This window comes from Mesorhizobium onobrychidis, assembly GCF_024707545.1.
Taxonomy (GTDB): Bacteria; Pseudomonadota; Alphaproteobacteria; order Rhizobiales; family Rhizobiaceae; genus Mesorhizobium; species Mesorhizobium onobrychidis.
The window spans coordinates 5,305,641-5,332,233 of the sequence record NZ_CP062229.1 but is presented as its reverse complement, the minus strand read 5'-3'; the positions used below and the strand labels follow the sequence as shown (position 1 = coordinate 5,332,233).

Annotated in this window: 24 protein-coding genes; 6 read left to right on the top strand and 18 right to left on the bottom strand. The window is 62.8% G+C overall.

The genetic code is table 11. The annotated features are described in order from the left end of the window. Window positions 1-209: 209 nt before the first annotated feature. Window positions 210-2,855 (bottom strand): aminopeptidase N, encoded by a 2,646-nt coding sequence (gene pepN, locus IHQ72_RS26585; protein ID WP_258118294.1) that lies wholly within the window; start codon window positions 2,853-2,855, stop codon window positions 210-212. Between the two features lie 155 nt (window positions 2,856-3,010). On the opposite strand from pepN, the gene IHQ72_RS26580 reads away from it, so the two are divergent. Both IHQ72_RS26580 and IHQ72_RS26575 read left to right on the top strand, forming a co-directional pair. Then, window positions 3,011-5,317 carry a xanthine dehydrogenase family protein molybdopterin-binding subunit gene (locus IHQ72_RS26580; RefSeq protein ID WP_258118292.1) on the top strand — a complete coding sequence of 769 codons (2,307 nt, stop codon included), beginning with the start codon at window positions 3,011-3,013 and terminating at the stop codon, window positions 5,315-5,317. A gap of 44 nt (window positions 5,318-5,361) precedes the next feature. After that, on the top strand, window positions 5,362-6,264 hold the full coding sequence (locus IHQ72_RS26575) for a DMT family transporter (RefSeq protein ID WP_258123937.1): 903 nt from the start codon (window positions 5,362-5,364) through the stop codon (window positions 6,262-6,264). Here IHQ72_RS26575 and IHQ72_RS26570 read toward each other — a convergent pair whose 3' ends face one another. The 3 genes from IHQ72_RS26570 to IHQ72_RS26560 form a co-directional block, all read right to left on the bottom strand. After that, window positions 6,265-7,077 carry a helix-turn-helix domain-containing protein gene (locus tag IHQ72_RS26570; protein ID WP_258118290.1) on the bottom strand — a complete coding sequence of 271 codons (813 nt, stop codon included), beginning with the start codon at window positions 7,075-7,077 and terminating at the stop codon, window positions 6,265-6,267. Window positions 7,078-7,197: 120 nt separating this feature from the next. Further along, entirely contained in the window at window positions 7,198-8,082 is an 885-nt protein-coding gene (locus IHQ72_RS26565; RefSeq protein WP_258118288.1) for a uracil-DNA glycosylase, read from the bottom strand. Between the two features lie 100 nt (window positions 8,083-8,182). Next, a complete protein-coding gene (locus tag IHQ72_RS26560; RefSeq protein WP_258118286.1) occupies window positions 8,183-8,824 on the bottom strand; it encodes a hypothetical protein in 642 nt (213 codons plus the stop codon). A gap of 260 nt (window positions 8,825-9,084) precedes the next feature. Between IHQ72_RS26560 and IHQ72_RS26555 the strand changes: the two genes are divergently transcribed. Together IHQ72_RS26555 and IHQ72_RS26550 are read left to right on the top strand one after the other, a co-directional pair. Next, window positions 9,085-10,764 (top strand): electron transfer flavoprotein-ubiquinone oxidoreductase, encoded by a 1,680-nt coding sequence (locus tag IHQ72_RS26555; protein WP_258118285.1) that lies wholly within the window; start codon window positions 9,085-9,087, stop codon window positions 10,762-10,764. A gap of 140 nt (window positions 10,765-10,904) precedes the next feature. Next, a complete protein-coding gene (locus IHQ72_RS26550; protein ID WP_258118284.1) occupies window positions 10,905-11,510 on the top strand; it encodes a DUF922 domain-containing protein in 606 nt (201 codons plus the stop codon). Window positions 11,511-11,514: 4 nt separating this feature from the next. Here the strand turns inward: IHQ72_RS26550 and IHQ72_RS26545 are convergent, their stop codons facing one another. From IHQ72_RS26545 to IHQ72_RS26525, 5 genes are all read right to left on the bottom strand, one after another. Next, window positions 11,515-12,552 (bottom strand): endonuclease/exonuclease/phosphatase family protein, encoded by a 1,038-nt coding sequence (locus IHQ72_RS26545; RefSeq protein WP_258118283.1) that lies wholly within the window; start codon window positions 12,550-12,552, stop codon window positions 11,515-11,517. A 94-nt stretch (window positions 12,553-12,646) separates the two neighbouring features. Next, on the bottom strand, window positions 12,647-14,107 hold the full coding sequence (locus IHQ72_RS26540; protein ID WP_258123936.1) for an AMP nucleosidase: 1,461 nt from the start codon (window positions 14,105-14,107) through the stop codon (window positions 12,647-12,649). 130 nt (window positions 14,108-14,237) lie between these two features. Next, window positions 14,238-14,432 carry a hypothetical protein gene (locus tag IHQ72_RS26535; protein ID WP_123149911.1) on the bottom strand — a complete coding sequence of 65 codons (195 nt, stop codon included), beginning with the start codon at window positions 14,430-14,432 and terminating at the stop codon, window positions 14,238-14,240. 35 nt (window positions 14,433-14,467) lie between these two features. Beyond that, on the bottom strand, window positions 14,468-14,620 hold the full coding sequence (locus IHQ72_RS26530; protein ID WP_165848692.1) for a hypothetical protein: 153 nt from the start codon (window positions 14,618-14,620) through the stop codon (window positions 14,468-14,470). 312 nt (window positions 14,621-14,932) lie between these two features. Next, a complete protein-coding gene (locus tag IHQ72_RS26525) occupies window positions 14,933-15,277 on the bottom strand; it encodes a DUF2147 domain-containing protein (RefSeq protein WP_192356776.1) in 345 nt (114 codons plus the stop codon). Window positions 15,278-15,750: 473 nt separating this feature from the next. Between IHQ72_RS26525 and IHQ72_RS26520 the strand changes: the two genes are divergently transcribed. Both IHQ72_RS26520 and IHQ72_RS26515 read left to right on the top strand, forming a co-directional pair. Then, entirely contained in the window at window positions 15,751-16,017 is a 267-nt protein-coding gene (locus tag IHQ72_RS26520; RefSeq protein ID WP_027152750.1) for an SEL1-like repeat protein, read from the top strand. Between the two features lie 392 nt (window positions 16,018-16,409). Then, complete coding sequence (locus IHQ72_RS26515) at window positions 16,410-17,531, top strand: ABC transporter substrate-binding protein (protein WP_258118277.1); 1,122 nt, start codon at window positions 16,410-16,412, stop codon at window positions 17,529-17,531. 202 nt (window positions 17,532-17,733) lie between these two features. On the opposite strand, the gene IHQ72_RS26510 is transcribed toward IHQ72_RS26515, so the two are convergent. The 9 genes from IHQ72_RS26510 to IHQ72_RS26470 all read right to left on the bottom strand — a co-directional run bounded on the left by IHQ72_RS26510 (window position 17,734) and on the right by IHQ72_RS26470 (window position 26,483). Then, window positions 17,734-19,692 (bottom strand): acetyl/propionyl/methylcrotonyl-CoA carboxylase subunit alpha, encoded by a 1,959-nt coding sequence (locus tag IHQ72_RS26510; RefSeq protein WP_258118276.1) that lies wholly within the window; start codon window positions 19,690-19,692, stop codon window positions 17,734-17,736. A gap of 49 nt (window positions 19,693-19,741) precedes the next feature. Then, a complete protein-coding gene (locus tag IHQ72_RS26505; RefSeq protein WP_258118275.1) occupies window positions 19,742-20,119 on the bottom strand; it encodes a hypothetical protein in 378 nt (125 codons plus the stop codon). A gap of 118 nt (window positions 20,120-20,237) precedes the next feature. Then, window positions 20,238-20,768, bottom strand: a complete 531-nt coding sequence (locus IHQ72_RS26500; protein WP_258118274.1) for an O-acetyl-ADP-ribose deacetylase — start codon at window positions 20,766-20,768, stop codon at window positions 20,238-20,240. 1 nt (window position 20,769) lies between these two features. Continuing rightward, on the bottom strand, window positions 20,770-22,377 hold the full coding sequence (locus IHQ72_RS26495) for a carboxyl transferase domain-containing protein (RefSeq protein WP_258118272.1): 1,608 nt from the start codon (window positions 22,375-22,377) through the stop codon (window positions 20,770-20,772). A gap of 4 nt (window positions 22,378-22,381) precedes the next feature. Then, window positions 22,382-22,765, bottom strand: coding sequence for a type II toxin-antitoxin system VapC family toxin (locus IHQ72_RS26490; RefSeq protein ID WP_258118271.1), 384 nt, complete (start codon window positions 22,763-22,765; stop codon window positions 22,382-22,384). Beyond that, a complete protein-coding gene (locus tag IHQ72_RS26485; protein ID WP_258118269.1) occupies window positions 22,762-23,070 on the bottom strand; it encodes an AbrB/MazE/SpoVT family DNA-binding domain-containing protein in 309 nt (102 codons plus the stop codon). The genes IHQ72_RS26490 and IHQ72_RS26485 overlap by 4 nt, the downstream gene beginning before the upstream one ends. 162 nt (window positions 23,071-23,232) lie before the next feature. Beyond that, a complete protein-coding gene (locus IHQ72_RS26480) occupies window positions 23,233-24,396 on the bottom strand; it encodes an isovaleryl-CoA dehydrogenase (protein WP_258118267.1) in 1,164 nt (387 codons plus the stop codon). A 64-nt stretch (window positions 24,397-24,460) separates the two neighbouring features. After that, a complete protein-coding gene (locus IHQ72_RS26475) occupies window positions 24,461-25,111 on the bottom strand; it encodes a TetR/AcrR family transcriptional regulator (RefSeq protein ID WP_258118266.1) in 651 nt (216 codons plus the stop codon). Window positions 25,112-25,370: 259 nt separating this feature from the next. Beyond that, window positions 25,371-26,483, bottom strand: a complete 1,113-nt coding sequence (locus IHQ72_RS26470; protein ID WP_258118265.1) for a pyridoxal phosphate-dependent aminotransferase — start codon at window positions 26,481-26,483, stop codon at window positions 25,371-25,373. Between the last annotated feature and the right edge of the window lie 110 nt (window positions 26,484-26,593).

Genomic DNA, 26,593 nt, shown 5'->3' with positions numbered 1-26,593 from the left:
GCGGCGAAAAAAGATTAAAAATCGACTAAAATAATGGCTTTATGAGCGGTCTTCCCTTCTCCCCTTGTGGGAGAAGGTGGCCGAGCGAAGTTCGGTCGGATGAGGGGTGCTCCAGCTTGGCACCTACGGCACTCCGTCCAACACCCCTCAACCGTCTCGGCGCTACGCGCCGATCCACCTTCTCCTACAAGGGGAGAAGGAAAGGACGCCTACGCCAGCGTGCGCTCGACAATATCCCGCAAATCGGCCGACAGGTTCTCGGTCTTGGCAATCGAAAGCAGCGCTTCCCTTGCCTTGGCCTGCCGGGCAGGTTCGAGCGAGCGCCATGATCTGAGTGCCGTCGCCAGCCTGGCAGCCAGCTGCGGGTTGCGCTTTTCGACCTGCAGGACCGTTTCGGCGAAAAACCGGTAGCCTTCGCCGTCGGCGCGATGGAAGCCGGTCTGGTTGGCGCTGGAAAACGTGCCGACGAGCGAGCGCACCCGGTTCGGATTGGCCATCGAGAAGGCCGGGTGGCCGGTGAGGGCGCGCACCGCACGAATGGTTTGCGGGCCCGGCACGCTGGCCTGGATCTGGAACCATTTGTCCATCACCAGCGGATCGGTCGCATATTTCGCTTCGAAGTCGGCCAGCGCCTTGACCGTCTCGGGCGAACCGCGGTGGCGGAGCGCAAGCACGGTGAGTGCGGCGGCACGGTCCGTCATGTTGGTCGCGGACTGGAAGTGCCGGGCCGCAAGCGCCGCACCTCCCGGCAGCAGCGAGAGATAGTCGAGGAGGATGTTGCGCAGCGCCCGGCGTCCGGCGCTCGCCGCATCAGGACTGAAAGCGTCCTGGTCGGCCAGTCGACCGTAGAGGTCGGAGAATATCTCGCGGTTAGCCTCGGCGATCGCGACCGTCAGCGCCTCGCGGGCCGAGAAGATGGCATCGGGGTCGATGTTCTTGCCTATGTCGCGGGCGATATCGGCTTCGCTCGGAAGCGCCAGAGCCAGCGCCCGATAGGCCAGTTCGAGTGTCTCGTCGCCGCCTATCTTGCCGGCAAGCTCGGTCAACCGTGACGCGAAACTGGGCCGCTCGCCGCCAAGCACCTGGCGGAAGGCTGCAATCAGCGCGTCGGTCAAGAGCGTGTTGAACGCCTGCCATCGCGAGAAGGTATCGTTGTCATGGCCGGCAAGGAAGAACTGATCGTCGGCCTTCTGCTCGACGGAAAGCGTCACCGGCGCGGAGAAGCCGCGGTTAAGCGACATCGCCGGGCGCTCGCCAACGCCCGAGAAGCGCACCATGTGCCGGCGCTTGCGGATATGGATGACGCCGTCCTCGACGCTGGCGCCCTCGACGCCGCTATAGGCTATCGCTTTGCCGTCGGCGCCGACCAGGCTAAAGGTCAGCGGAATATGCATCAGCCGCTTGCGGCTTTCGGACGGCGTTGGCGGTACCGACTGCTCGATCTCGAGCATGAATTCCTGGGCTGCCGGATTGTACGTCGAACTGATCGTCAGATTGGGCGTGCCCGCCTGATGGTACCAGAGCGAAAATTGCGAGAGGTCGCGGCCGGACACATCCTCGAACACCTTGATGAAGTCCTCGATCGTCGCAGCCTCGCCGTCGTGGCGCTCGAAATAGAGATCCATGCCGGCCCGGAACGTCTCGCTGCCGAGAATGGTGCGGATCATGCGCACCACTTCCGAGCCCTTTTCGTAGACCGTGGCCGTGTAGAAATTGTTGATCTCGCGGTAGCGGCGCGGTCGCACCGGATGCGCCAGCGGTCCCTGGTCTTCGGGAAACTGATGCGCCCGCAGCGTGCGCACTTCGGCAATGCGTTTCACCGCTCGCGAGCGTTGGTCGGCGGAGAATTCGTGATCGCGGAAAACCGTCAGCCCTTCCTTCAGGCAAAGCTGGAACCAGTCGCGGCAAGTGATTCTGTTGCCGGTCCAATTGTGGAAATACTCATGCGCGATGATCGCCTCGATATTGGCGAAATCGGCGTCCGTTGCGGTCTCCTGATCGGCCAGCACATACTTGTCGTTGAAGATGTTGAGGCCCTTGTTCTCCATCGCGCCCATGTTGAAGTCGGACACGGCGACTATGTTGAAGACGTCGAGGTCGTATTCGCGGCCGAACGCCTCCTCGTCCCATTTCATCGACCGTTTCAGGGCGTCCATAGCATAGCCGGCGAGCCGCTCCTTGCCCGGCTCGACATAGATGCCGAGTTCGACCTCGTGGCCGGACAACGTGACGAAGCTGTCAGCGACCTTGCCGAGAGCGCCCGCCACCAGGGCGAACAGATAGGACGGCTTGGGGAAGGGGTCGTGCCAGATCGCATAGTGCCAGCCGTCGGCAAGTTCGCCGCTGCCCACCGGGTTGCCGTTGGAAAGAAGCAGCGGCGCCTCGTGGTGCCGCGCCTCGATGCGCACCGTATAGACGGACAGGATATCGGGGCGATCGAGAAAATAGGTGATGCGCCGAAAGCCCTCGGCCTCGCATTGCGTGCAATAGACGTTGCTGGAGCGATAGAGGCCCATCAGCGCTTCGTTGTGCGCCGGCGCCAACTCGGTTTCGATCAGGAGCTGGAAGCGGGGTGTTGCGGGCGGCCTGGTGATCGTCAGTTGATCGGGCGTGGCAAAAAAATCAGTCGGCGCGAGTGTCCGGCCGTCGATTGCGATGCGGCTGAGCGTCAGCCCATCGCCGTCCAGCACCAGCGGCACTGACGCCGCTATGCCGTCGCGGCGTTCGACCGTCAGCACGGCGATGACGCGCGTGGCTTCTGGTGACAGGCGGAAAGTCAGGCCGGTTTCCGGAATGAGATAGTCGGTGGGGCGATAGTCTTCGAGCCTGAAGACCTGGCCGGTGTCCGTGCGCATTCCGTGAGGTTTCCTGTCGATTCCCGCAGCGGCATGTGAGTCCGCTGGTCCAAGAAATTTGAAGCCCGCGCTCTTTACACGAAACCGTCACTCGACAAAACTGGCGCAGCGCCTATTTCAGGCACTCGTTTTCCAATCATCATCGCGAGGTATCCATGACCGTCGTCACACCGAAATTCGGCATGGGCGCCTCTGTGCTGCGTCGCGAGGACCAAGCCTTCCTCAAGGGTCTCGGTCGCTACACGGACGACATCCAGCCGGCCGGTCTCCTGCACGGCTACGTCCTGCGCTCGCCGGTGGCCAAGGCAAGCTTCACCGTCGGTTCGACCGAGGCGGCCAAGGCAGCACCTGGCGTCCATCTGGTGCTGACCGGTGCGGATGTTGCTCATCTCGGCAAGCTGAAATCCGGCGTCATGCAGAGGCAGCCGGACGGCACCAAGGCGCCGACCCGCGATATTCCGGTCCTTTGCCGCGACCGCGTCAATTATGTCGGCGACGCCGTCGCCTTCGTCGTCGCCGACAGCCGCGCGCTGGCGCAGGACGCGGCCGAATTGATCGAGGTCGATTACGAGGGCGAGGATGCCGCGTCCGGCACCGCCACGGCGCTTGACGAAGGCACGCCGCTGGTCTGGCCGGAACTCGGCTCCAACCGTGCCTTCAGCTACCACATCGGCGACAAGGCGAAGATCGCCGCGGCATTCGCCAGGGCGGCGCATGTCACCCGCATCGAATTCATCAACAACCGGCTGGTCTGCAACTACATTGAGCCGCGCTCGGCGATCGGCGAATGGAACACGCAAGAGAACCGCTTCGTGCTGACCACGGGCTCGCAGGGCGTGCATTCCATGCAGTACATCCTGGCCGACGTGTTCAAGATCAAGAAGAACCAGCTGCGCGTCATCACGCCGGATGTCGGCGGCGGCTTCGGGCCGAAAAGCTTCGTCTATCGCGAGCATCCGCTGGTACTCGAGGCCGCCAGGCGTCTTGGCCGCCCGGTGAAATGGGCCGGCGACCGCACCGAGCATTTCCTCACCGATGCGCAAGGCCGCGACAATGTCGTGACCGCCGAGATGGCCATGGATATGGACGGCCGCTTCCTCGGCATGAAGGTCGATCTCCTCGCCAATATCGGCGCCTATGTCTCGCAATACGGCCCGTTCATCCCCTATATCGGCGTCACCATGTCGACCGGCGTCTACGACATCCAGGCGCTCGATGTCTCGGTGACCGGCCTCTACACCAATACCTGCCCGGTCGACGCCTATCGCGGCGCCGGCCGTCCGGAAGCAGCATTCCTACTGGAAAAGCTCGTCGACGCCTGCGCCCACGATCTGGGCTTGCCCGTCGAAGAGATCCGCCGGCGCAATTTCATCAAACCCGAGCAGTTCCCTTACCGCACGCAGACCGACCGCCTCTATGATACCGGCGAATTCGCAGGCCATATGGACCGCGCCATCGAACAGGCGGAGTGGCAGGTGTTTCCGGAGCGGCTGGCGCAGTCGAAGGCGGCCGGAAAAATCCGCGGCATCGGCATGGCGACCTATATCGAGGCCTGCGCCTTTCCGGGCTCTGAACCGGCCTTTGTCGAACTGAACGGCGACGGCACCGTGACGCTGAAGATCGGCACCCAGACCAACGGGCAGGGGCATGCGACCGCCTATGCGCAGTTCCTCTCGGAAAAGCTACATCTCGACATCGACAAGATCCATGTCCGCCAGGGCGACACCGACGAGCTGAAGGCCGGCGGCGGCACCGGCGGCTCGCGCTCCATTCCCCTTGGCGGCGTATCAGCGTCTCGCGCGGGCGAGGATCTGGCCAACAAGATCAAGCGCATCGCAGCGGATGAGCTGGAAGCCTCGGCCGGCGACATCGAACTGTCCAACGGCGTTGCCCGCATCGTCGGCACCGACCGCATGATCGATTTTTCGAGCATCGCGAAGGCCGCCAAGAACCCGGACGATCTCAAGGGCTTTGGCGAATTCGTGCAGGACGAATGCACCTATCCGAACGGCACCCACATCTGCGAGGTGGAGATCGATCCCGACACCGGCATGACGAAGGTTGTCCGCTATACGATCGTCGACGATTTCGGCGTCACCGTGAATCCGATCCTGCTGGCCGGCCAAGTGCATGGCGGCGTCGTCCAGGGCATCGGCCAGGCGCTGACCGAGAACACGGTCTATGACGAGGACGGGCAGCTGTTGACGGCAAGCTTCATGGACTACGCCATGCCGCGCGCCGACGATTTGCCGTTCTTCCATTTCGAGACCCGCAACGTGTCCTCGACCACCAATGCACTTGGCATCAAGGGCGCCGGCGAGGCCGGCACGATCGGAGCGACGCCTGCCGCGCTCAACGCGGTGACGGATGCGCTCTATCGCGCCTACGGCATCAGGCATATCGACATGCCGGCAACGCCGGCGCGCATCTGGGCAGCGATCCAGGAAGCAGCTGCTAAGTGAACCCGGCGGATCATCCCGGCGCGCACAACACGCTGACCGGGATCATGCTCAAGATCGTGTCGGTGGCGGTCTTTGTCGGCATGTCGTCCTGCATCAAGGCGGCGGGCACGGTGCCGGCTGGCCAGATCGTGTTCTTCCGCTCCTTCTTCGCCATCTTTCCGATCATCGTCTTACTGGCCTTCCAGGGAAAGCTTGGCACGGCGTTCTCGACCAAACGTCCGCTCAACCATATTGCGCGCGGCGTTGTCGGCGTCTGCGCCATGGGCCTCGGCTTCTTTGCGCTGACACGGCTGCCGCTTCCCGAGGCGATCACGCTGAACTACGCACAACCGCTGCTGGTGGTGGTGTTCAGTTCGATCTTCCTCGGCGAAGCAATCCGCGTCTATCGCTGGAGCGCGGTTGCGGTCGGACTGGTCGGGGTGCTGGTCATCTCATGGCCGGAACTGACGCTGCTTGGTTCGGGCGCTGCACTCGGCGATCAGGAGGTGCTCGGCGTCATCGCCGCCCTGGTCGCGGCAGCGATCTCGGCCGTCGCCATGCTGCTGGTGCGCAATCTCGTCCAGAGCGAACCGACGGCAACCATCGTGCTGTGGTTTTCGGTGACGGCGAGCGTCGTGGCGTTGCTTTCGCTGCCGTTCGGCTGGCAGGCGCTGACACCGGCGCAGGCGGGTCTTCTCATAGCTGCGGGCTTTTGCGGCGGGCTCGCTCAGATTCTGATGACGGCCGCCTATCGCCACGCCGAGGCCTCGGTCGTGGCGCCCTTCGAATATACGTCGATGCTGCTTGGCATAGCCGTCGGCTATCTCGCCTTCGGCGACGTCCCGACGGTTCACATGCTTGTCGGCGGCCTGATCGTCGTTGCCGCCGGCATCTTCATCATCTGGCGCGAGCGCCAGCTTGGCCTCGAACGTGCCCGCACCCGCCAGGCGACGCCGCCGCAAGGATGATCAGGACGGCTCGCCCCGCTCCTTCGCCAATCGCACCAGCACGGTCCTTGTCTGCTCATCAGCGGGGAAAAAGGATTCGATCGCCAGTTCCGACAGCGTCACGTCGAGCGGCGTGCCGAACACGGTGATGGTGCTGATGAACGACAGCACGGCATCGCCATGGGCAAGCCGCAGCGGGTGCACGATGGCGTTTGGCTCGACCGGAACCGGCCGTGTACCGTTCAGGCCGGACGGATAGGTCCGAAGCTCGCGTTCCAGTTCGATCAGAACCGGGTCGCCTGAGGCGTCGTTCTGGTGTTTCAACCGGTCAAGAAGATGCGCGCGCCATTCGGCCAGGTTGACGATGCGCGGCGCGACGCCACCTGGGTGCAGGCTGAGTCGCAGCACGTTGACCGGCGGCTTCAGCAAGGAGGGCTCGGCGACATCGGCAAGGAACGGGCCGATGGCGGCGTTCGCCGATACCAGGTTCCAGTGCCGGTCGACAGCGAGCGCCGGGAAGGGTTCGTGCCCCTTGAGCACGATCTCGACGGCCGCCATCGCCGGCGCCAGTGAAACATCGGTGAGCGAACGCTCGCTGAAGCTAGGGGCAAAGCCCGCGGCCAGCAGGAGTTGGTTGCGCTGCCTCAGCGGGATCGACAGCTGCTCGGCCAGATGCAGCACCATGTCGCGCGAGGGTGCCGCGCGACCGCTTTCCACGAAGCTCAGATGCCGCTGTGAGATTTCGGCTTCCATGGCGAGATCGAGCTGGCTCATGCGCCGGCGCGTGCGCCATTCGCGAATGAGGCTACCGGCGGAAGTCTGGGTTGCTGTCATGAGCGCATGACTAGGCCGGCAGCAGATGTATTTCAATTACCGGGGAGGTTATGGATGACGCCCTTTCCTTCTCCCACAAGGGGACCGCCCCAAGGGGAGAAGGGAAGCTGCGCCTGGTCGTCAACCCAGCGCCCGCAGCTTCGCTTTCACCTCAAGAAAATCCCGCCACGCCAGCTTCTTGTGCGCGGGGGTTCTCAAGAGATAGGCCGGGTGAAGGGTCGGCATGGCGGGAATGGCAGTGCCGGAGGCGGTTGTGTGGACGCGCCAATTGCCGCGTAGCCGCAGTATACCCTCGGTTGTGTTGAGAAGGGTCTTGGCCGAAGGGCCGCCTAAATTGACCAGCACCTTGGGATTGACCAGCTCGATCTGCCGTTCGATGAACGGCCGGCAGATCTCGGTCTCGTGCGGCGTCGGCGTGCGGTTGCCCGGCGGCCGCCAGGGGATGACATTGGCGATGTAGGCCGACGTCCGGTCGAGGCCGATCGCGGCCAGCATCCGGTCGAGCAGCCGGCCCGAGCGGCCGACGAACGGCAATCCCTCGATATCCTCATCGCGGCCGGGCGCCTCGCCGACCAGCATCACCGCAGCATTCGGATTGCCGTCGGCGAACACCAGGTTCTTGGCGGTGAATTTGAGATTGCAGCCGTCGAATGCCGCCATGTGCTGGCGAAGCTCGTCCAGGGTCGCCGCCCTCATCGCCAATTGGCGAGCCAATGTCGCTTGCTGCTCGTCGGGCACGGTCGCGGTGGCAGACTGTGCGCGTGCTACCGATGCCGCACCCGGCATTTCGCTCATCTCGGCGCGTGACACGCTTGTCGAGCGTGGCAGTGTGGCGCTTCCACCGGTTGGCGTAACTGTCGCCGGCGCCCGCTCAGCCGGCTTTGACGCAGCCTCAGCAAACCTGTTCAGCGGCTCCTCTTCGAGCGCGTCATCGACGCCGGCGCTGGCGTAGAAGGCCAGCAGGTCGGCGATATCTGGTCGGTCGTCTCGGGAAACGGCAGTCATACTTTCACATTCCGTCGCTCGGCGGCAATTTGCAAGTAATGCATGTCGCCCAAAAGCGCGCAGCGGTTTTGGCACAACGACATGATGAAAACAAAGATTCTTAGCTCGACGGTATACGCGGATCCTGCACCAGATAGAACGTCCAGCGCGGTGTGTAGTCGGTGATCAGGTAATCGAATTTTGCCGTCTTCAGCGGGTCGATCTTGCCGCTCTTGAACAGCAGCCGGTCATAGGGTTCGAAGTCGCGATCGAAATCGGCAAAGCTGCTCGACCAGATGTTGTCAGGCGTCTTGTTGCGCTGGTCGAATGACAGGCCGTCGCCGAACACGCTCGGCCGGTGGAGCACCTCCTGGAGCTCGAACTGAAACTCGACCCAGGCCTGACCGCTGTTGTTGAGCACGTCGATGCGCATATACATGAGGCCGTTGGCAAATTGGCCTGCGGTGCCGAAGGGCTGGATCGGTTTTGTCGTGCGGATAGTCAATGTCACCGGTGTTGCCGAATTCAGCTCTTCGGTGATGACAAGCGGGTCCTCCTTTGTCCCGATGCCCGAGGCGCTGGTGATGCGAAAGCCGCCTAGCTCGTCGGAAAAGGAGTAGGCTCCGGCCGCCCAGACCCTCTGCGGCTCGGCATGGGCGCCAATGGGCGCCAGCGGCCACAGGGCCAAAACAAGCGCCCGGCAAATCCGTCCGGGCGAGGAAAAGCGCGTCGATGAAAAGCCGGATGGCCCAGGAGTGCGCATGGCGCGAAGTATGGCCGATAAGCAAGCCGTCGAACAATTAAAAACGTCAGGGCGACGGCTCTCCTTGGAATGGCTTGTTGGAACGGCTTGGCCCGGATCGATGTTCCGGTGGACCGCAACCCGCGATTTTGTAGTACGATGCGCGACTTTTTGACGAAATCGGCATTGTCACGTCAGCGCCGGTTTCGCGTCGCGAATTGATGCGCTATGCAGCGGATAAGCCAGCAAGATGCGCAAATGCGGCAGCCAGTGAGGGGTTGATGAGCGAGATCGAACGCGAAAGCATGGAATTCGACGTGGTGATCGTCGGCGCCGGCCCAGCCGGCCTCGCCGCCGCGATCCGTCTCAAGCAGGTCAATCCCGAGCTTTCCGTCGTCGTCCTTGAAAAGGGCGGCGAAGTCGGCGCCCACATCCTGTCCGGCGCCGTCGTCGATCCGATCGGTATCGACCGGCTGTTGCCGGGCTGGCGTGACGAAGAGGGACATCCGTTCAAGACGCCGGTCACGGCAGATCATTTCCTGGTCCTCGGCCCCGCCGGTTCGTTCCGTCTGCCTAACATCCTGATGCCGCCGCTGATGAACAATCACGGCAACTACATCGTTTCGCTCGGCAATGTCTGCCGCTGGCTGGCGACCAAGGCCGAGGCGCTGGGCGTCGAGGTCTATCCGGGCTTTGCCGCCGTGGGCCTCATCTACAGTGACGAGGGCGCGGTCACCGGCGTTGTCACCGGCGATATGGGCGTCGAGAAGGACGGCACGCATGGCCCGGGCTTCGCGCCGGGCATGGCGCTGATGGGCAAGTATGTGCTGATCGGCGAGGGCGCGCGCGGCTCGCTGGCCAAGCAGCTGATCGCCAAATACCATCTTTCCGACGGCCGTGAGCCCGGCAAATACGGCATCGGCCTCAAGGAGCTCTGGCAGGTCAAGCCGGAGAACCACCGGCCAGGCCTTGTCCAGCATTCCTTCGGCTGGCCGCTCGACGTGAAGACCGGCGGCGGCTCCTTCCTCTACCATCTGGAGGACAACCAGGTGGCGGTCGGCTTCGTCGTCCACCTCAACTACAAGAACCCCTATCTGTCGCCTTTCGACGAGTTCCAGCGCTTCAAGACCCATCCGGCGATCAAGGGCACATTCGAGGGCGGCAAGCGACTGGGTTATGGCGCCCGTGCCATCACCGAGGGCGGCTGGCAGTCGGTGCCGAAACTGTCCTTCCCCGGGGGCGCGCTGATGGGGTGTGCTGCCGGTTTCGTCAACGTGCCGCGCATCAAAGGCTCGCACAATGCGGTGCTCTCGGGAATGCTGGCGGCCGAGCATGTCGCCGAGGCGATCGGCGCCGGCCGTGCCAACGACGAACTGGCTTCTTACGAGGCGGCATGGCGGGCAACCGACATCGGCAAGGATTTGAAGAAGGTCCGCAATGTCAAGCCATTGTGGTCGCGCTTCGGCACCGTCGTCGGCGTCGGCATTGGCGGCCTCGACATGTGGCTGAACACGCTGTTCGGCTTCTCGCCTTTCGGCACGCTGAAGCACGGCAAGGCCGATTATGCGACGCTGGAGCCGGCGGCCAAGCATAAGAAGATCGCCTATCCGAAGCCGGACGGCGTGCTCACCTTCGACCGCCTGTCCTCGGTGTTTCTCTCCAACACCAACCACGAGGAAAACGAGCCTGTCCACCTGCTGGTTGCCAATATGGATCTGCAGCAGCGTTCCGAGCACGATGTCTATGCCGGGCCTTCGACACGCTACTGCCCGGCCAGCGTCTACGAATGGGTCGACAAGGATGGCAACGCCGCCGCCGATCCCGAGGCGAAGGACGTGCGCTTCGTCATCAACGCGCAGAACTGCGTCCACTGCAAGACTTGCGACATCAAGGACCCGAACCGAAACATAACCTGGGTGCCGCCACAAGGTGGAGAGGGACCCGTCTACCAGAACATGTAGCGTCAGAACGGCCGCGTCGGCCGTCTCGACGTCGACCAAAATGAACGCCCGTAAAGGCCCATTATATTTGCGGCCTCTAAAAAACATTGAAGCGGCGCGGCGCTTGTGGTTCCATTCCCTCCTGACCCGGAGGAATGACCATGCGCCTGGCGGTTCTGACGTGCCTTGCGGCGATTGGCGCCTTGTGCGGCTTCGCACCGTCGGCATCGGCTGACACGAAGGTGCTGGTCAAGACCCGGACCTACGAGATATCAGGAACCACGGGCGCCGCCCTGATCGAGGCCATGGACCGTAAGGGTCCGAAGAGGCATGGCTTCATGACGCACGCCATCGCGCTGACCGCCTATACCGTAAATTGGGGCCTTGAGGTTAGCAGGGAGGGTGGTGTCTGCCGGCTGCGGCAGGCCAACGGGACCCTCGATCTCACCTACACCTTACCTCGCATGGCATCACCCGCGACGCCGGCGCTCCAGAAGCGCTGGAAGCGGTTTTTCGCGGGCGTTCAAGCCCATGAGCATAGCCACGGCCGCATCGCCAGGACAATGATGCGGGCCACCGAGAAATCGATCACAGGACTGAAGTTCGCCGACAACTGGGCTTGCAGCAAGACACACCGCGAGGCGAGGCGCCGGATCAAGGCCGTCTATGCCGAATACGAGGCGAAACAGAATGCCTTCGACGCGCGCGAGCATCGCGACGGCGGCCATGTCGAGCACCTCATTCGTGCCCTGGTGCGCAAGCGCTAGGCGCTCAGCTTCGAGTCCTGCCGTTCTGTCTCACGGATGCGGTCGCGGTTTCATGTTCGTCGACCGGCTTTTTCTCTTCCGGCCTGAGCGAGAATTCCACCATCACCGGAAGATGGTCGGAGCCTGTGTCTTCCAACCTCGACACCGAATGGATGAGAACCGCGCCCTTGCTGAAAACCTGGTCGATCGGCAGTCCGGCGAAGCGAAGGAAATCAGGCAACTCGATATAGAGCCAGGTCGGCCCCGGCGAAGGCACCACGGTCAGCTTGCCGATGTCTGCGACGCGCCGGACGGCGGCGCTCCACGGCACTGCATTGCAGTCGCATGCCATGATCGATGTCTCGCCAAGCGAGGCGAGTTCGCCCGACAATCCGCCGATCTGCCGTGACTGGTTGCGCGGCCATGGCCAGGTGAGGTGCATGGCGGCGACGTCGACGTCGGTTCCGCCGAAATCGACCGTCGCGATGGCCATCGCACCGCGGCCATCGCAGCGCGGTTGCGTGCCGGCGGCAAACGGCCGTCTGGACAGCAGCGCAACGCCGAACACGCCATTGGGGTAGGGGCAGAAGATCCGGTGGGGGTAGGCGCTGGCGAGAGGGCCAAGCTTCGCCTCCCACATGTCGGACACCTCGTTGAGGGTGATCACATCAGGCTGGGTCCGGCCGATCAGCGACAGGACTTTTTCAGGCGTTGGATTGTTGAACCGCAGATTCATCTGCAGCAGGCGGTAGACCGCCTGATCGCCGGCCTCGGCTTCGTAGGCTGCCTGGACCGGCCACAGTCGGGGCACCGACAGGGCGTTCGAGGTGGTGGCAAAGGCAGCCACCGCAAAGAGCAGCGCTGTGGCCGCCTCCAGGCGAAACGAGGTCGCCAGCAGCGGCAGCGCGCAAAGCGCCATCAGCACGGCAAGATGAACGCGGAAATGAGCGAAGGAATCGAAGGCCGGATGCAGCGTTCCGAAAAACCCGGCCACCAGCGCGACCGAGAAGACGAGCATTGCTACGAATGCTGCCGACGCCATCATGTTTCGAACGCGTGCCATCTACTTTGCTTATCGGCAGAAATGCAGCCCAAATCAAGATTACGAAATGCCCTGCCGCTGTTACCAAGGTCCGGTCGATGCAGGCCGATCGGTGCTACTGGAACGCCGTCTCCGAAAAGCTTCTGAGCTTGCGCGAATGCAACCGTTCCATCGGCATCTCGGCCAGCTTTTCCATCGCCCTGATGCCGATGGTCAAATGCTGTGCCACCTGGCGCTTGTAGAACTCGGTCGCCATGCCGCGCAGCTTCAATTCGCCATGCAGGGGCTTGTCCGAGACACAAAGCAGCGTGCCGTAGGGCACGCGGAAACGGAAGCCATTGGCCGCGATCGTCGCCGATTCCATGTCGAGCGCAATCGCCCGTGACTGCGACAGCCGCTGCACCGGCCCTCGCTGGTCGCGCAACTCCCAGTTGCGGTTGTCGATGGTGGCGACGGTGCCGGTGCGCATGATACGCTTGAGGTCGTAGCCGGAAAGGCCGGTGACTTCGGCGACCGCCTCTTGCAGCGCCACCTGGATTTCGGCCAGCGGCGGGATCGGCACCCAGACCGGAAGATCGTCGTCCAGAACATGATCCTCGCGCACATAGGCATGCGCCAGCACATAGTCGCCCAGCGCCTGGGTGTTACGCAGCCCGGCGCAATGGCCGAGCATCACCCAGGCATGCGGCCTGAGCACCGCGATGTGGTCGGTGATCGTCTTGGCATTCGAGGGGCCGACGCCGATGTTGACCATCGTGATGCCGCCATGGTTCGGCTTCTTCAGATGATAGGCCGGCATCTGCGGCAAGCGCGGCGGCGCCGCGCCATCGCCAGACGCGCTTTGTCCAGCCTTGGTGACGACGTTTCCCGGCTCGACGAATTCGACATATCCGCCGCCGCCATTCGCCATCAGCTTGTGCGCACGGGCGACGAATTCGTCGATGTAGAACTGGTAATTGGTGAACAGCACGAAATTCTGGAAATGCTGCGGACTGGTCGCCGTGTAGTGCGACATCCGGTGCAGCGAGTAGTCGATGCGTTGCGCCGTGAACGCCGCCAGCGGCCTGGCCTCGCCTAACGCCACTTCGAACGTGCCGTTGGCGATCTGGTCGTCGGTGCCGTCGAGGTCCGGCACGTCGAACAGGTCACGGATCGGCCGCCTAATGCGCTCGGCTGCCGCGCCGTCGACATGGGAGCCTTCCAGGAAGGCGAAATGCAGCGGGATTGGCGTCGTCGATTCCGAAACCGTGACCGGAACGCCGTGATTGCGCATGATCAGACCAAGCTGTTCGGTAAGATAGCGTTCGAAAAGGGCAGGTTGGGTGATGGTGGTCGAGAAATGCCCAGGTGTCGGCATGTGGCCGTAAGCCTGCCGCGAGTCGATCTGGGTGAACGAAGTCGTGGTGACGCCGACCTCGGGATAGAAGGCCCGGTAGCGCTTGTTGTTGTCGCCGCCTGCGGCGAGCGCCGTAAATGAATCGCGCAGGAATTTGGTGTTGCGGTCGTAGAGGACCTGCAAGGCCGCGACGGCCTTTCCGGCATCATTGAAGCTTTGCCGACCAAACGGCTCCGGCATCACGACTGAGTCTATGGCTTGGGGATAGATTCGCTTTTCCATGACCCAATATAGAGGCTTGGCCATGCGGTTGGGAGGGGCCAAAGGCTCGTTTTTTGTTTTGGATAGTTTCGATGAAGGCCGATTGCGCCTAGCCGCGCCGCAGGCTGACCAACAGCACAAAGCCGACGCCGGTCTTCTTCAACGCCGGCGCTTCGATCGTCGAGCCGGCATCGGCGCGCATCGAGGGCACGGCCAGAACCGGCGCTGCAAGAACCATCAGGATGAGCGTCGCCCGCGGCACAAGCCGAAGGGTCTTGAGGGCGTTGGCGACGATGCGGTTCATGGTGTGTTGCTTCTCTCTAAGGGTTTCTGTCGGCGTCAATGGCGAAGGTGGCTCGGGCAACCGAACCGGCAGGAATTGGCCTGATCCCAGGAGCGGGCTGGGCGGCCGGCCTCGGCAACGAGGATGGCGAACGACATGCCGAACAGGCTCATCAGCAGGCAGACGATGGTGAAGCGGCGGGCGAACATTGCGTGGTGTCTCCTTCAACACGCATGAGAATGCCCTGATGCAACTGAACCGGTTCTGATGCCGGCGTTCATCTGCGGTTCAAGTTTATCGACGGAGGGTCGAGTGCCCGCCGCCACCGCGCCGCGCCGGCCACCAGCGCCGCCGCAGTCTTGCTACCGGCACCCAATCTTGCTGCCGACAAGGGCCGGGTAAAATTGCTGTTAGGGCGCTGAAGGCGCGGCCCGCACGATTGATCCGTTGTCCCAAACAGACGGCGCAAACAAAAAAGGGGCCTTCGCGGCCCCGTTTTCAATTTGTGGCAGCGGAAACGATCAGAGCTTGTGCCAGGTCTGGCTCCTGCAGATCAGCCCGCCGAGCACGCAGCCGCTCATCTTGAGCGAAGCGCCCGAGACCGAGGCCTTGCCCGAATAGGTCTTGTCGGTTTCCGGGTCGGTTATGGTGCCCGAATATTTGTTGGCGCCGGACACCTTGAACGAACCGATCCGCTTGCCGGCAAATTTGCCTGATTTGAGCGTGATGGAAAATGCACCGCCGCCGCCCGCAATGGCGGCAGTCGAACCGGCTTGCGTTTTCCAGTTGCCTTCGATCGGATCGGCCCAAGCCGCGCCGGCCATGATCAAGGTGGCCGCAAGGGCCATGCTGATTTTGCGAAACATGTTTCTCCTCCCCTGTGGGCATCCGGCCGGGTGTTCCGCCCCGCCGGTCTGCCTTTTACGCAAACGTAAGCTAATTCACCTCCCGGCAAAACAAAAGCGGTGCCGCCGCGGAAGACTTCAGGATTTTCTGGCCGCCCGAAGCGGGTCTCGTCGGCGAGAAATGAAACGTTCGCGACTCCGTCTTTGTCTCCCGTGGTTAGCGGAGTCTTGATCTTCGCCTCGCAAATTTTCGTCAAATTTAGTGCAAACCGGCGCAATTGCTGGCTTTGCATCCTTAACGAATTCTCGCGTTTACCTCTTGTTTTAGCTTTGTTTTCCTCAAATTAAGCACGCCACTTAACCGCGGATTCAAGCCTCCGGTTCATTCTCGAAAGCATCGAAAGAGCGGCCGCCCCAAGGGTTATCAACAGACACCAAGGGACAGAACGAGGCAGCTCTCGGGAGCCTGACAGGGGCTAGAACAGGGGATTGAAATGGCACGTTTTGAAATGCCTGAAGCCGGCTTCGGCGCCATGGGGGCAACTGCCCAGGCCGACATCCTTTTCGAATTGGGCATGATGTATGCGACCGGCCGCGATTGCGAGACCGATGTCGTCGCCGCCCACAAATGGTTCAACATCGCTGCGATCAAGGGCTCGGTCCGCGCCGCGGAACTGCGCTCGGAATTGTCGGCCGCCATGTCGAAGGTCGAGATCGCCAGGGCGCTGCGCGAAGCCCGCGAATGGATGACGATGCACTAAGTTGGCCCTGAACTCATCAGGCACCGAGATCATCGACAGGGACGCTTCAGGTCAAGGCCGCGCAAGACGGCAGGACCGGCAAGAACAAGGCCGCGCAAGACGGTCGCACCAACAATGACAAGAACGCGGCAGGCCGGATACAGCCAAGCTGCGCGACGGACGGGGAAGGCGAGCGGTTCGGACGCGGGGGCGCTTGGGATCGTTCGATCGACAAAAGCCGCGACCGGCCGGAACAAGGCCGGCGTGGCTTTTGCGTTCAGGCCTCAGGTTGCAGGCCCAATCGAGTGCCGCCAATGCGCCTAGACAGGCTTGGCGAAGGGTGAGATTCTCCCGGCCACTCTGGAAGAGGCGCGGCCGGGACGGCCGCGCGAGAGTGGAGGAGTTGTATCACCATGAAAAAGTTGGGTATTTTGAGCGCGGCCATAGTGGGCCTGGTGATGAGCGCGCCGATTGCCTTCGCCGAAGACATCACCTTTTCGGTGGTCGGACCGATGACCGGCCAGCTTGCCACCATCGGCGACCAGTTCAAGCAGGGCGCACAAGCCGCCGCCGACGCGATCAACGCGGCCGGCGGCGTCGACGGCCGCCAGATCAAGCTCGACGTCCAGGATGACCAGTGCGATCCGAAGCAGGCGGTTTCGGTCGCCAACCGCATCGTCGCCAACGGGGTCAAGTTCATCGATGGCCATGCCTGCTCGGGCTCGAGCATCCCGGCCTCGGCCGTTTATGCTGAAGCCGGTGCGCTGATGATGAGTCCGGCTTCGTCGAACCCAGAGCTGACCGACGCGGCGGCGAAAGCCGGCTGGTCGACGATCATGCGCCTTTATACGCGCGACGATGCGCAGGGCGCCTTCATCGGTCCATGGATCGCCAAGAAATATGCCGGCAAGAAGGTCGTCATCATGCATGACAAGAGCGCCTATGGGCAGGGCGTGGCCGATGCCGTCAAAGCGACGATGAACCAGAACGGCCTCAACGAGATCCTCTACGAGGGCATTAACGCCGGCGAAAAGGACTACTCGGCGCTTGTCACCAAGCTCAAGGAACTGAAGGCTGATGTGGTCTATTTCGGCGGCTACCACCCCGAGGCCGGCCTCATCCTGCGCCAGTCGGCGGAACAGAACCTCAAGTTCCAGCTGATCATGCCGGACTCGATTGCCACGCCGGAATTCTGGCAGGTTGCCGGCCCGGCCGGCGAAGGCACCATGTTCGTCTTCCCGTCGGATCCGCAGGCGAAGCCCGAAGCCAAGGAAGCCATCGAAAAGATCAAGGCGGGCGGCTTCGTGCCCGAGGGCTTTACGCTGTTCTCCTATGCCGTGATCCAGGCCTTTGCCGAGGGTATCAAGCGCGCCGGCAGCGACGACGCGGCCAAGGTTGCCGAAGCGTTGAAGAACGGCGAGCCGATCAGCACCGTCGTCGGCCCTGTCACTTTCGATGAAAAGGGCGACCTCAAGAACGTCAGCTACGACATCAACCAGTGGCACGACGGCAAATACGCGCCGATCCAGCCGTGATGGCTAATGCATGTCGCGCAAAAGTGCGCAGCGGTTTTGCGATAACGACATGCATAAAAACAAGAACTAAAGCGCGTCGTATGAGACGCGCTTTAGCGCCTAGTGACTATCGGAGATGGCCGGGGCAGACTCGGCCATTTTCATTTTGGGCGTGCGTCTGTGGCGGGTGCCCCTACATCGCCTCGTGGATTAAGGAACAGCGTCAGCCGTGTACTTCCTCGGCAAAACGCACCAGCACGGTCCCGTCGGTGACTTGTGCGCCTTCCGCTGCGATCTCGGCGATCGTCCCGTCATGAGTGGCGGAAATCGTGTGTTCCATCTTCATCGCTTCCAGGATCAACAGCGGCTGGCCCTTGATGACGGCCTCACCTTTTGCCGCGCGCACCAGCTTGACCAGGCCCGGCATGGGAGCGCGCAGGCTGTCAGAACCGGCGGCGATTTCGTCGGCCCTTGCCAACGGGTCCGGCACCGCGAAGCTGTAGCCGACGGCGCCCGAAAAGACAGTGACGTGGCCGGGCCAGCGGGCGAGGCGAGGGGGAGCGCGAAGATCAAGCGCGCTGTCATAAGGTGCGTCCAGTGCCACTTGGAAGCGCTTGTCCGGCCGCACCGACACAAGCGCGAGGATATCATCCTCGCCGTAACGCAGCCGCGTGCGCCGCGCGATCGCGTGGAAATGCGCATAGCCGACGAGCGACGACCATGGATCGCCACTCGGCGCCTGAGCCCCGGCGCCGGATGCCGCGAGCGCGGCTGCGGCGATGATCTCGCTGCTCGGCGGCGGCACCGCGGTGAGCGCTTGCTGATGCCTGCCGATCAGGCCGGTATCGACATCGCCTGCCGAAAAATCCGCGTCAGCGGCAAGAGCAGCGAGAAAGGCGGTGTTGACGGTCGAGCCGGCGATCTCGGTCTGCGAAAGGGTTATGCCTAGCGCTTCGAGCGCCGCCTGCCTGCCCTTGCCGTGGACGATCAGCTTGGCGATCATTGGATCGTAGAACGGCGAGATGGCATCGCCGGCCCGCACGCCGGTCTCGATCCGCATGCTGGCGCCCTCGGGCGCGGTATCCGGAAATTTCAGGTGATGCAGCGTGCCCGTCGCCGGCAAAAAACCCCTTGCCGCGTCCTCGGCATAGATGCGCGCCTCGAAGGCGTGACCGGAGAGCGTGATCTCGCTCTGCGTCTTCGGCAGCTTTTCGCCGGACGCCGCCCGCAACTGCCACTCGACCAGGTCGATGCCGGTGACCATTTCGGTGACTGGGTGCTCGACCTGCAGGCGGGTGTTCATTTCCATGAACCAGAAGCGGTCGGCCTTCAGCCCTTGCGAGGCATCGACGATGAACTCGATCGTGCCGGCGCCGGAATAGTTGATTGCCTTGGCGGCCTTCACCGCCGCCTCCGTCATCGCCTTGCGCAATGCCGGCGTCATGCCGGGGGCGGGGGCTTCCTCGATCACCTTCTGATGGCGGCGCTGTGCCGAGCAGTCGCGCTCGTAGAGATGCACGACGTTGCCGAAGATATCGCCGAATACCTGAACCTCGATGTGGCGCGGCTTCTCTACATATTTCTCGACCAGCACGCGGTCGTCGCCGAAAGCGGCCTTGGCCTCGCGCCGTGCACCCGACAGCGCCTCGGAAAAGTCGTCGGGATGTTCGACGCGCCGCATGCCCTTGCCGCCGCCGCCGGCACGCGCCTTGATCAGGACGGGATAGCCGATCTCGCGTGCCTTGGAGGCGAGCAGCACGATCTCCTGCGCCTCGCCGTGATAGCCCGGCACGACAGGCACGCCGGCCTTCTCCATCAGCCGCTTGGCCGCGTCCTTCAGCCCCATGGCGCGGATCGAGGCGGCCGACGGGCCGATGAAGACGAGCCCCGCCGCCGTCACCTGGTCAACGAAATCAGGGTTTTCCGACAGAAAACCATAGCCCGGATGGATGGCTTCAGCGCCGGTGGCCAAAGCCGCCGCGACAATCTTGTCGCCGCGCAGATAGCTTTCGCCGACAGGCGAGGCGCCGATATGCACCGCTTCGTCGGCCATCTCGACATGCAAAGCCCCGGTGTCGGCGTCGGAATAGACGGCAACGCTACGTACGCCCAGCTTGCGTGCCGTGCGGATCACCCGGCAAGCGATCTCGCCGCGGTTGGCGATCAGGATTTTGGCGAACATGGGACCTCCCGGATTTTCCGCGGGCGGTGCCAGTCAGCCAGGCGACTGACTATTTGGAAAGCGCGATCTGACAGCCGCCGCTCGCAAGCCTGACTTTCCACTTTTTCAAGCCTGACTGACAGTTCCGCAGCGCCAAATCTTCCGCCGCCTGTTGCGACGGTGCGTTCAGCCGCGCGCCGCAAATGATGTAGATGTCGACGACGCGCGAATAAAAGGTCGTTGCATAGGCTGAATGGCCGCTGGCCGCCACATAGGCGTTGTACGTCTTGGTACACGGATCCTTCGGGTTTCCAGCCAAATTCGGGTAGAAACGGATGTCGCCTTTGTTGCCCGCCAGTGATTCCGCAGTGCTGCTGCCTGGAGCAGCTAATATAAGAAGCCCTGCAAGTATCGATACAGTAGTTTTCTGAGAAAGTCGCAGTCTCATCTTCGCCCCATCCCCATGGAAATTGCAAATCAGCAATAGCCGCAATTTTTCCGTCTGGCCAGTTCGATGTTTGAAAATGAGTCTGAAGGGTGTGGATGGGATTTCTCATCGGGACAGGTCACGCTCCCGCCAGGCGCAGCAACGCCTGCTGGTATAGTTCCGCCGTTTGCTGGTCGAAGCAGCAGAAGACGACGGTTTCCGGAACCGCGTTCTGGCTGATGAAGGCGCTCACGGTATCAACAGCGACCTGCGTCGCCTGGTCCTTTGGATACCGGTATACACCGGTCGAGATCGCCGGGAATGCCACGGTCCGGCAATCCTTGGCGACGGCGAGTTCGAGCGACCGGCGATAGCAGGAGGCGAGCAGTTGGGCTTCACCTTTGCCGCCGCCTTGCCAGACCGGACCGACCGTGTGGATGATGTAGTGTGCCGGCAGCTTGTAACCTTTGGTGAGTTTTGCGTCGCCGACCTTGCAGCCATTGAGTGTTCGGCATTCGGCCAGAAGCTCGGGGCCGGCCGCCCGGTGAATGGCGCCGTCGACGCCACCGCCGCCCAAGAGCGAGGTGTTGGCGGCATTGACGATGGCATCGACCGCCAGCTTTGTGATGTCGCCGACATGAACGTCAATCCTGGGGGCAATCTCGCTCATCTCACATCCTGAACACGCCGAACCGTGTCTCCTCGATCTCGCCGTTCAGCGCGGCTGAAAGGCTGAGCGCCAGCACCTCGCGCGTCCTGGCCGGGTCGATGATGCCGTCGTCCCAGAGCCGAGCGGAGGAATAGAGCGGGTGGCCTTCATGCTCGTATTTCATCAGGATCGGCTTCTTGAATTTTGCCTCCTCCTCCGCGCTCCATTCCCCGCCCTTGCGCTCGATCCCCTCGCGCTTGACGACGGCCAGCACGGTGGCCGCCTGCTCGCCGCCCATCACCGAAATGCGGGCATTCGGCCACATCCATAGGAAGCGTGGCGAATAGGCGCGTCCGCACATGCCGTAATTGCCGGCGCCGAACGAGCCGCCGATGATGATGGTTACCTTCGGCACCCGGGCCGTGGCGACGGCCATCACCAGCTTGGCGCCGTCCTTGGCGATGCCGCCGGCCTCGTATTTTCGCCCCACCATGAAGCCGGTGATGTTTTGCAGGAAGATCAGCGGGATCTTGCGCTGGCAGCACAACTCGATGAAATGCGCGCCCTTGAGCGCGCTTTCGGAGAACAGCACGCCGTTGTTGGCGATGATGCCGACTGGCATGCCGTTGAGATGGGCAAAGCCGGTGACCAGCGTGGTGCCGTAATTCTGCTTGAACTCGTCGAAGTCGGAGCCGTCGACGATGCGCGCGATCACTTCACGCACGTCATAGGGTTGGCGCAGATCGGTCGGCACGATGCCGTAGAGCTCATCGGCTGCATGAAGCGGCGCAATCGGATCGCGAAGTGCCAGCCAGATCTCCTTCTTTCGATTCAGGTTCTTGACGATGCGGCGCGCGATCGCCAGCGCATGCTCGTCGTCCAGCGCATAGTGGTCGGCAACGCCGGAAAGCCGCGTGTGCACATCGGCGCCGCCCAGTTCCTCCGCGCTGACATCCTCGCCGGTCGCGGCCTTCACCAGCGGCGGGCCGCCAAGGAAGATAGTCGCCTGGTTGCGCACCATGATCGTCTCGTCCGACATCGCCGGCACATAGGCGCCGCCCGCCGTGCACGAGCCCATGACGCAGGCGATCTGTGGTATGCCCGAAGCCGACATGTTGGCCTGGTTGTAGAAGATGCGGCCGAAATGGTCGCGGTCAGGAAACACCTCGTCCTGGTTGGGCAGATTGGCGCCGCCGCTGTCGACAAGATAGACGCAAGGCAGTTTGTTCTGCAGCGCGATTTCCTGGGCGCGCAGATGCTTCTTGACGGTCAGCGGATAATAGGTGCCGCCCTTCACCGTGGCGTCGTTGACGACGACCATCACTTCGGTGCCTTCGACGCGGCCGATGCCGGCGATGATGCCGGCCGATGAGATGTCTTCGCCATACATCGACCACGCGGCGAACTGGCCGATCTCGAGGAACGGCGAGCCGGTGTCGAGCAATTGGGCAAGGCGCTCGCGCGGCAAAAGCTTGCCGCGGCTCTGGTGGCGCTCACGCGCTTCCTCCGAGCCGCCACGCTCGACGGTTGCCGCCTTTTCCGCAATGTCGGCGACCAGCGCCCGCATGCGCGCGGCATTGGCGCGGAAGGTGTCGGAGGCGGGCGAGATCTGCGAAGTGAGGGTGGCCATGGCGTTACCGGATCAGTTCGATCTTGCAGCCGATATCCAGGTCGCCCCAGTCACGGTCGGCGGTAACGGCAATGGCGTTCTCGCGAATTGCCAGCGCCAGGCAGGCCCGATCGCCCAGCGACAAGCCGCGATGCCGCGTCAGCTCGCGAAGCTGACCGGCGGCGATGCCCATCATTTCGTCGAAAACAGCGACCGGCATGCCTAGGCTTGCGAGGTCGTCAGCGGCCGCTTCCATGCTGCGTCCCCTGTCGATCAGCTTGGCGATCACTTCCGCTGCATTGACGGAGCTGCATTGCGCATTCGGCGCGAAACCCAAGGCAATATCGGTGCCTTTCTCGTTGAGCAGGATCGCAAGCGCCGCCGAGCTGTCCATGACGTAGGGTTTCACTTCGCTCCCTTCCTCGCCGTTCCTTCGGCATGAAGCCGGTCCAAACGCTTGTCGCTTCGGCGCTGATCTTCCCGCCGCTCCTTCAGAAATTCGTCGACGACACTTTCCTCAGGCTTTTTCAACGCTGACAATTCGGCCTGGACGCGCCTGAGATTTCGAAGCCACGACCTTACCCGCAACTCGCCGTTCTCGACATGGAGGATCAAGTCTTCACCAGGCTTCACGCCCATCTCCTCGCGCATCGCAGCCGGAATGACGAAACGCCCGCCCTCGCCAAGTCTGACGCGCTCGCGTTTCGCTGGCACCCGGAGCGGAGTTTTTTGAGCTCCTGCGTCGAAGTGCGTTTGCGGATTCTCGTCTAACCTAGCCTTTTCCGTTCCCATGGTCTGCCTCGTTCCAGAAATATGGCATATTCTGGAAAATATGGCACAAGTTCTCACGCATGGCAAATTCAGGAGATAGCGCCATTAGGCCCCCTCCGCCATGATTTCGCGCCCGATCAGCCAGCGACGGATTTCGCTGGTGCCGGCGCCTATCTCATAGAGCTTGGCGTCGCGCAAAAGTCGGCCGGTCGGATAGTCGTTGATGTAGCCATTGCCGCCCAGCAGCTGGATGGCGTCGAGCGCCATCTGCGTCGCCTTCTCGGCGGAGAACAGCACGCAAGCGGCGGCGTCCTTGCGGCTCGTCTGGCCGCGGTCGCAGGCGGCGGCGACGGCATAGACATAGGCGCGTGCGGCATTCATCGTCGTATACATGTCGGCGAGCTTGCCCTGCACCAGCTGGAACTCGCCGATCGGCTGGCCGAACTGCTTGCGTTCGTGCACATAAGGTATTGCCACATCGAGGCACGCCGCCATCAGCCCGATCGGGCCGCCGGCGAGCACGGTGCGCTCGTAGTCGAGGCCCGACATCAGCACTTCGACGCCGCGCCCTTCCTCATGCAGCACATTGTCGAACGGCACCTCGACGTTCTCGAACACAAGTTCGCCGGTGTTGGAGCCGCGCATGCCGAGCTTGTCGAGCTTCTGCGCGACGGAAAACCCGGCAAAATCCCTTTCGACGATGAAGGCGGTGATGCCGCGCGAATGGAGCGCCGGATCGGTCTTGGCATAGACGACCAGCGTCGCGGCGTCCGGGCCGTTGGTGATCCACATCTTGGTGCCGTTGAGCACGTAGCGGTCGTTGCGCTTTTCGGCGCGAAGTTTGAGCGATACGACGTCGGAGCCGGCGCCTGATTCCGACATTGCCAGCGCGCCGACCTTTTCGCCGCTGCACAGCGCAGGCAGATATTTCTCCTTCTGCGCCGGCGTCGCCCAGCGATTGATCTGGTTGACGCAGAGGTTGGAATGGGCGCCGTAGGAGAGGCCGACTGAGGCCGAGGCGCGGGAAACCTCTTCCATCGCGACAACATGAGCGAGATAGCCCATGCCGGTGCCGCCGAAACCCGGATCGGCGGTGATGCCGAGCAGGCCGAGCCCACCGAGCTCGGCCCACAGATGCGCCGGAAATTCGTTCGACCGGTCGATGTCGGCGGCGATCGGCGCGATCTTGTCCTGGGCGAAGCGGCGCACCAGGTCGCGCAGCGCCTCGATGTCTTCGTCAAGCCCGAAGTTAAGTGTGTGCGTGTACATGCCGTTCCTCCCGGCGCACGACCGCGAAATCGAATTCGATTTTCGCGGTGGGTCATGCGCAAAATCAAAGTGCTACAGCGTCCTTTGCTCGCCCGGCGCTGTAGGTCGTTGTCGCGCCGTGGACCTTTGCTCCAACCAGGCGCATCGTCATTGAAAGATATGTGGCGGTTACCTCCGAGATCGATAGCCGTTCGCCCGGCCGGAACCAGACGATGACGCCGGTCACCATCTGGATCAGCGCCATGGCAGTCAGCCCCGTGTCTTCGATGTCGAAGACGCCGGCTTCTGCGCCATCGCGCAGAATGGCGCGCAGCTCCTTTTCATAGGTCGTGCGCATGCGCAGGATCTGCGTCAGGCTATCATGCGACAGGCTGCGCAATTCCATGTTCGAGACATGGGTGGAATGGCGGCGTTCGATGTGGAAGGCGATGTGGTTTTCGACATAGGCGGCGAGCCGCGTCGCCGGATCGGCCACGACGGGGCGCGCCGTATTCCATGCCTCAATCAGCCCTTCCATGTGCTCGCGCATCAGCGTGAACAAGAGGTCTTCTTTGGTCGGAAAATAGCGGTAGAGCGCCGCCGCCTGCACGCCGACCTCGGCGGCCAGTTGGCGCATCGACATTGCCTCGTAGCCAAGACGCGCGATCAGGCTGACCGCCGCCTCGCGGACCGCAGCTTCGGTCTTTTCTCCGTCGGAACCGGTCGTGCGCGCCATGGTCACCTCATCGAGAGGCAACAATAAAACGAACGTTCAATTAATTCAAGAGATGTGGATCGAACGTTCCGGCAGGCGAGACGGCGCGAGCCGCGCGGCTCTTCCTTCTCCCCTTGTGGGAGAAGGTGGCCTCGCGAAGCGAGGTCGGATGAGGGGTGTTCCAGCTTGGCACCGCCGGCACTCCGTCCAACACCCCTCAACCGTCTCGGCGCTACGCGCCGATCCACCTTCTCCCACAAGGGGAGAAGGAAGAGCGCCTTCAGTTCCCCCGCGCCGCCGCCAACGCACCGGGCAATTCCTCGGCAAAAATGTCGAGTTCGTGGTCGAGGCCAACGCTGACCCTGATGCAGCGGTCGAGCACCGGCACCATCGGCTTGCGGATGAACACATCGCGCGACAAAAGCGCCTGCAGCACGTTCAGCGCGAAGGCGCCGTCGCCGCCGCAATCTATGGTGACGAAGTTGGTTGCAGACGGCAGCGGCTTCAGCCCGTTCGCCTCGGCTATTTCAGCGATGCGCCGGCGGCCGGAAGCAACCCGCGTCACCACGCTTTGGAGATAATCCTGATCGGCAAGCGCCTCGACGCCGGCGATCTGCGCCATGCGGCTGACGCCGTAATGGTTGCGGATCTTCTCGAAATCGCGGATCACCTGGGCATCGGCCACCGCGTAGCCGCAGCGTATGCCGGCCAGCCCGTAGGCCTTCGAGAAGGTGCGCATGCGGATGACGTTCGGCCGCGCGACATCGATCGGCGGCAGCGCCGAGGCCGGGCCTAGCTCGCCATAGGCCTCGTCGAGCACCAGCATGGTGGTTTCCGGCAGGGCTTCGATGAAGCGGATGAGCTCGGCCGCTTCCCACCAGCTGCCCATTGGATTGTCCGGGTTGGACAGATAGACCAGCGGCGCCGTCTCCCTGGCGACCGCAGCCAATAGGCCGTCCAGGCTTTCCCGGTCGTTCTCGTAGGGAACCGCGACCAGCCGGCCGCCGACGCCGGCAATATGGAAATTGAAAGTCGGATAGGCGCCGAGCGAGGTGACAACCGCGTTGCCCGGCGCCACATACATGCGCGCCACCAGGCTGAGCAACCCGTCTATGCCTTCGCCGACCACCACGTTCTCGGCGCCGACGCCAAGATGCGCGGCAACAGTCACCTTCAAATCGTGATTGTCTGGGTCGCAATACATCCACATATCGCTGGCAATCTCGGCCATACGGGCGACGACGCGCGGCGAGGGACCAAAGCTGCTCTCATTGGCGCCGATGCGGGCGCGAAACGCGCGGCCCCGGTCACGTTCCTGCGCCTCCGGGCCGACAAACGGCACCGTCGAGGGAAGCGCACTGACGATTGGCGTGAGGGAAGGGCGCTGGCGCATGGCAAAAGCTCGTTCGAAAAGGGCCTTCTTGCTAGCGCGGCACAGTTGGCCGCGCAAGCTCCCGCCTTGGCTGCGACCATCATGCTGGATTCCCCCCGCTCTTTTTGCTA

Excerpts from the sequence above, each read along its gene's own strand:
- pepN (WP_258118294.1), bottom strand. The coding sequence starts at position 2,855 with ATGCGCACGGACACCGGCCAGGTCTTCAGGCTCGAAGACTATCGCCCC.
- IHQ72_RS26580 (WP_258118292.1), top strand. The coding sequence starts at position 3,011 with ATGACCGTCGTCACACCGAAATTCGGCATGGGCGCCTCTGTGCTGCGT.
- IHQ72_RS26575 (WP_258123937.1), top strand. The coding sequence starts at position 5,362 with ATGCTCAAGATCGTGTCGGTGGCGGTCTTTGTCGGCATGTCGTCCTGC.
- IHQ72_RS26570 (WP_258118290.1), bottom strand. The coding sequence starts at position 7,077 with ATGACAGCAACCCAGACTTCCGCCGGTAGCCTCATTCGCGAATGGCGC.
- IHQ72_RS26565 (WP_258118288.1), bottom strand. The coding sequence starts at position 8,082 with ATGACTGCCGTTTCCCGAGACGACCGACCAGATATCGCCGACCTGCTG.
- IHQ72_RS26560 (WP_258118286.1), bottom strand. The coding sequence starts at position 8,824 with ATGCGCACTCCTGGGCCATCCGGCTTTTCATCGACGCGCTTTTCCTCG.
- IHQ72_RS26555 (WP_258118285.1), top strand. The coding sequence starts at position 9,085 with ATGAGCGAGATCGAACGCGAAAGCATGGAATTCGACGTGGTGATCGTC.
- IHQ72_RS26550 (WP_258118284.1), top strand. The coding sequence starts at position 10,905 with ATGCGCCTGGCGGTTCTGACGTGCCTTGCGGCGATTGGCGCCTTGTGC.
- IHQ72_RS26545 (WP_258118283.1), bottom strand. The coding sequence starts at position 12,552 with ATGGCACGCGTTCGAAACATGATGGCGTCGGCAGCATTCGTAGCAATG.
- IHQ72_RS26540 (WP_258123936.1), bottom strand. The coding sequence starts at position 14,107 with ATGCCGGAGCCGTTTGGTCGGCAAAGCTTCAATGATGCCGGAAAGGCC.
- IHQ72_RS26535 (WP_123149911.1), bottom strand. The coding sequence starts at position 14,432 with ATGAACCGCATCGTCGCCAACGCCCTCAAGACCCTTCGGCTTGTGCCG.
- IHQ72_RS26530 (WP_165848692.1), bottom strand. The coding sequence starts at position 14,620 with ATGTTCGCCCGCCGCTTCACCATCGTCTGCCTGCTGATGAGCCTGTTC.
- IHQ72_RS26525 (WP_192356776.1), bottom strand. The coding sequence starts at position 15,277 with ATGTTTCGCAAAATCAGCATGGCCCTTGCGGCCACCTTGATCATGGCC.
- IHQ72_RS26520 (WP_027152750.1), top strand. The coding sequence starts at position 15,751 with ATGGCACGTTTTGAAATGCCTGAAGCCGGCTTCGGCGCCATGGGGGCA.
- IHQ72_RS26515 (WP_258118277.1), top strand. The coding sequence starts at position 16,410 with ATGAAAAAGTTGGGTATTTTGAGCGCGGCCATAGTGGGCCTGGTGATG.
- IHQ72_RS26510 (WP_258118276.1), bottom strand. The coding sequence starts at position 19,692 with ATGTTCGCCAAAATCCTGATCGCCAACCGCGGCGAGATCGCTTGCCGG.
- IHQ72_RS26505 (WP_258118275.1), bottom strand. The coding sequence starts at position 20,119 with ATGAGACTGCGACTTTCTCAGAAAACTACTGTATCGATACTTGCAGGG.
- IHQ72_RS26500 (WP_258118274.1), bottom strand. The coding sequence starts at position 20,768 with ATGAGCGAGATTGCCCCCAGGATTGACGTTCATGTCGGCGACATCACA.
- IHQ72_RS26495 (WP_258118272.1), bottom strand. The coding sequence starts at position 22,377 with ATGGCCACCCTCACTTCGCAGATCTCGCCCGCCTCCGACACCTTCCGC.
- IHQ72_RS26480 (WP_258118267.1), bottom strand. The coding sequence starts at position 24,396 with ATGTACACGCACACACTTAACTTCGGGCTTGACGAAGACATCGAGGCG.
- IHQ72_RS26475 (WP_258118266.1), bottom strand. The coding sequence starts at position 25,111 with ATGGCGCGCACGACCGGTTCCGACGGAGAAAAGACCGAAGCTGCGGTC.
- IHQ72_RS26470 (WP_258118265.1), bottom strand. The coding sequence starts at position 26,483 with ATGCGCCAGCGCCCTTCCCTCACGCCAATCGTCAGTGCGCTTCCCTCG.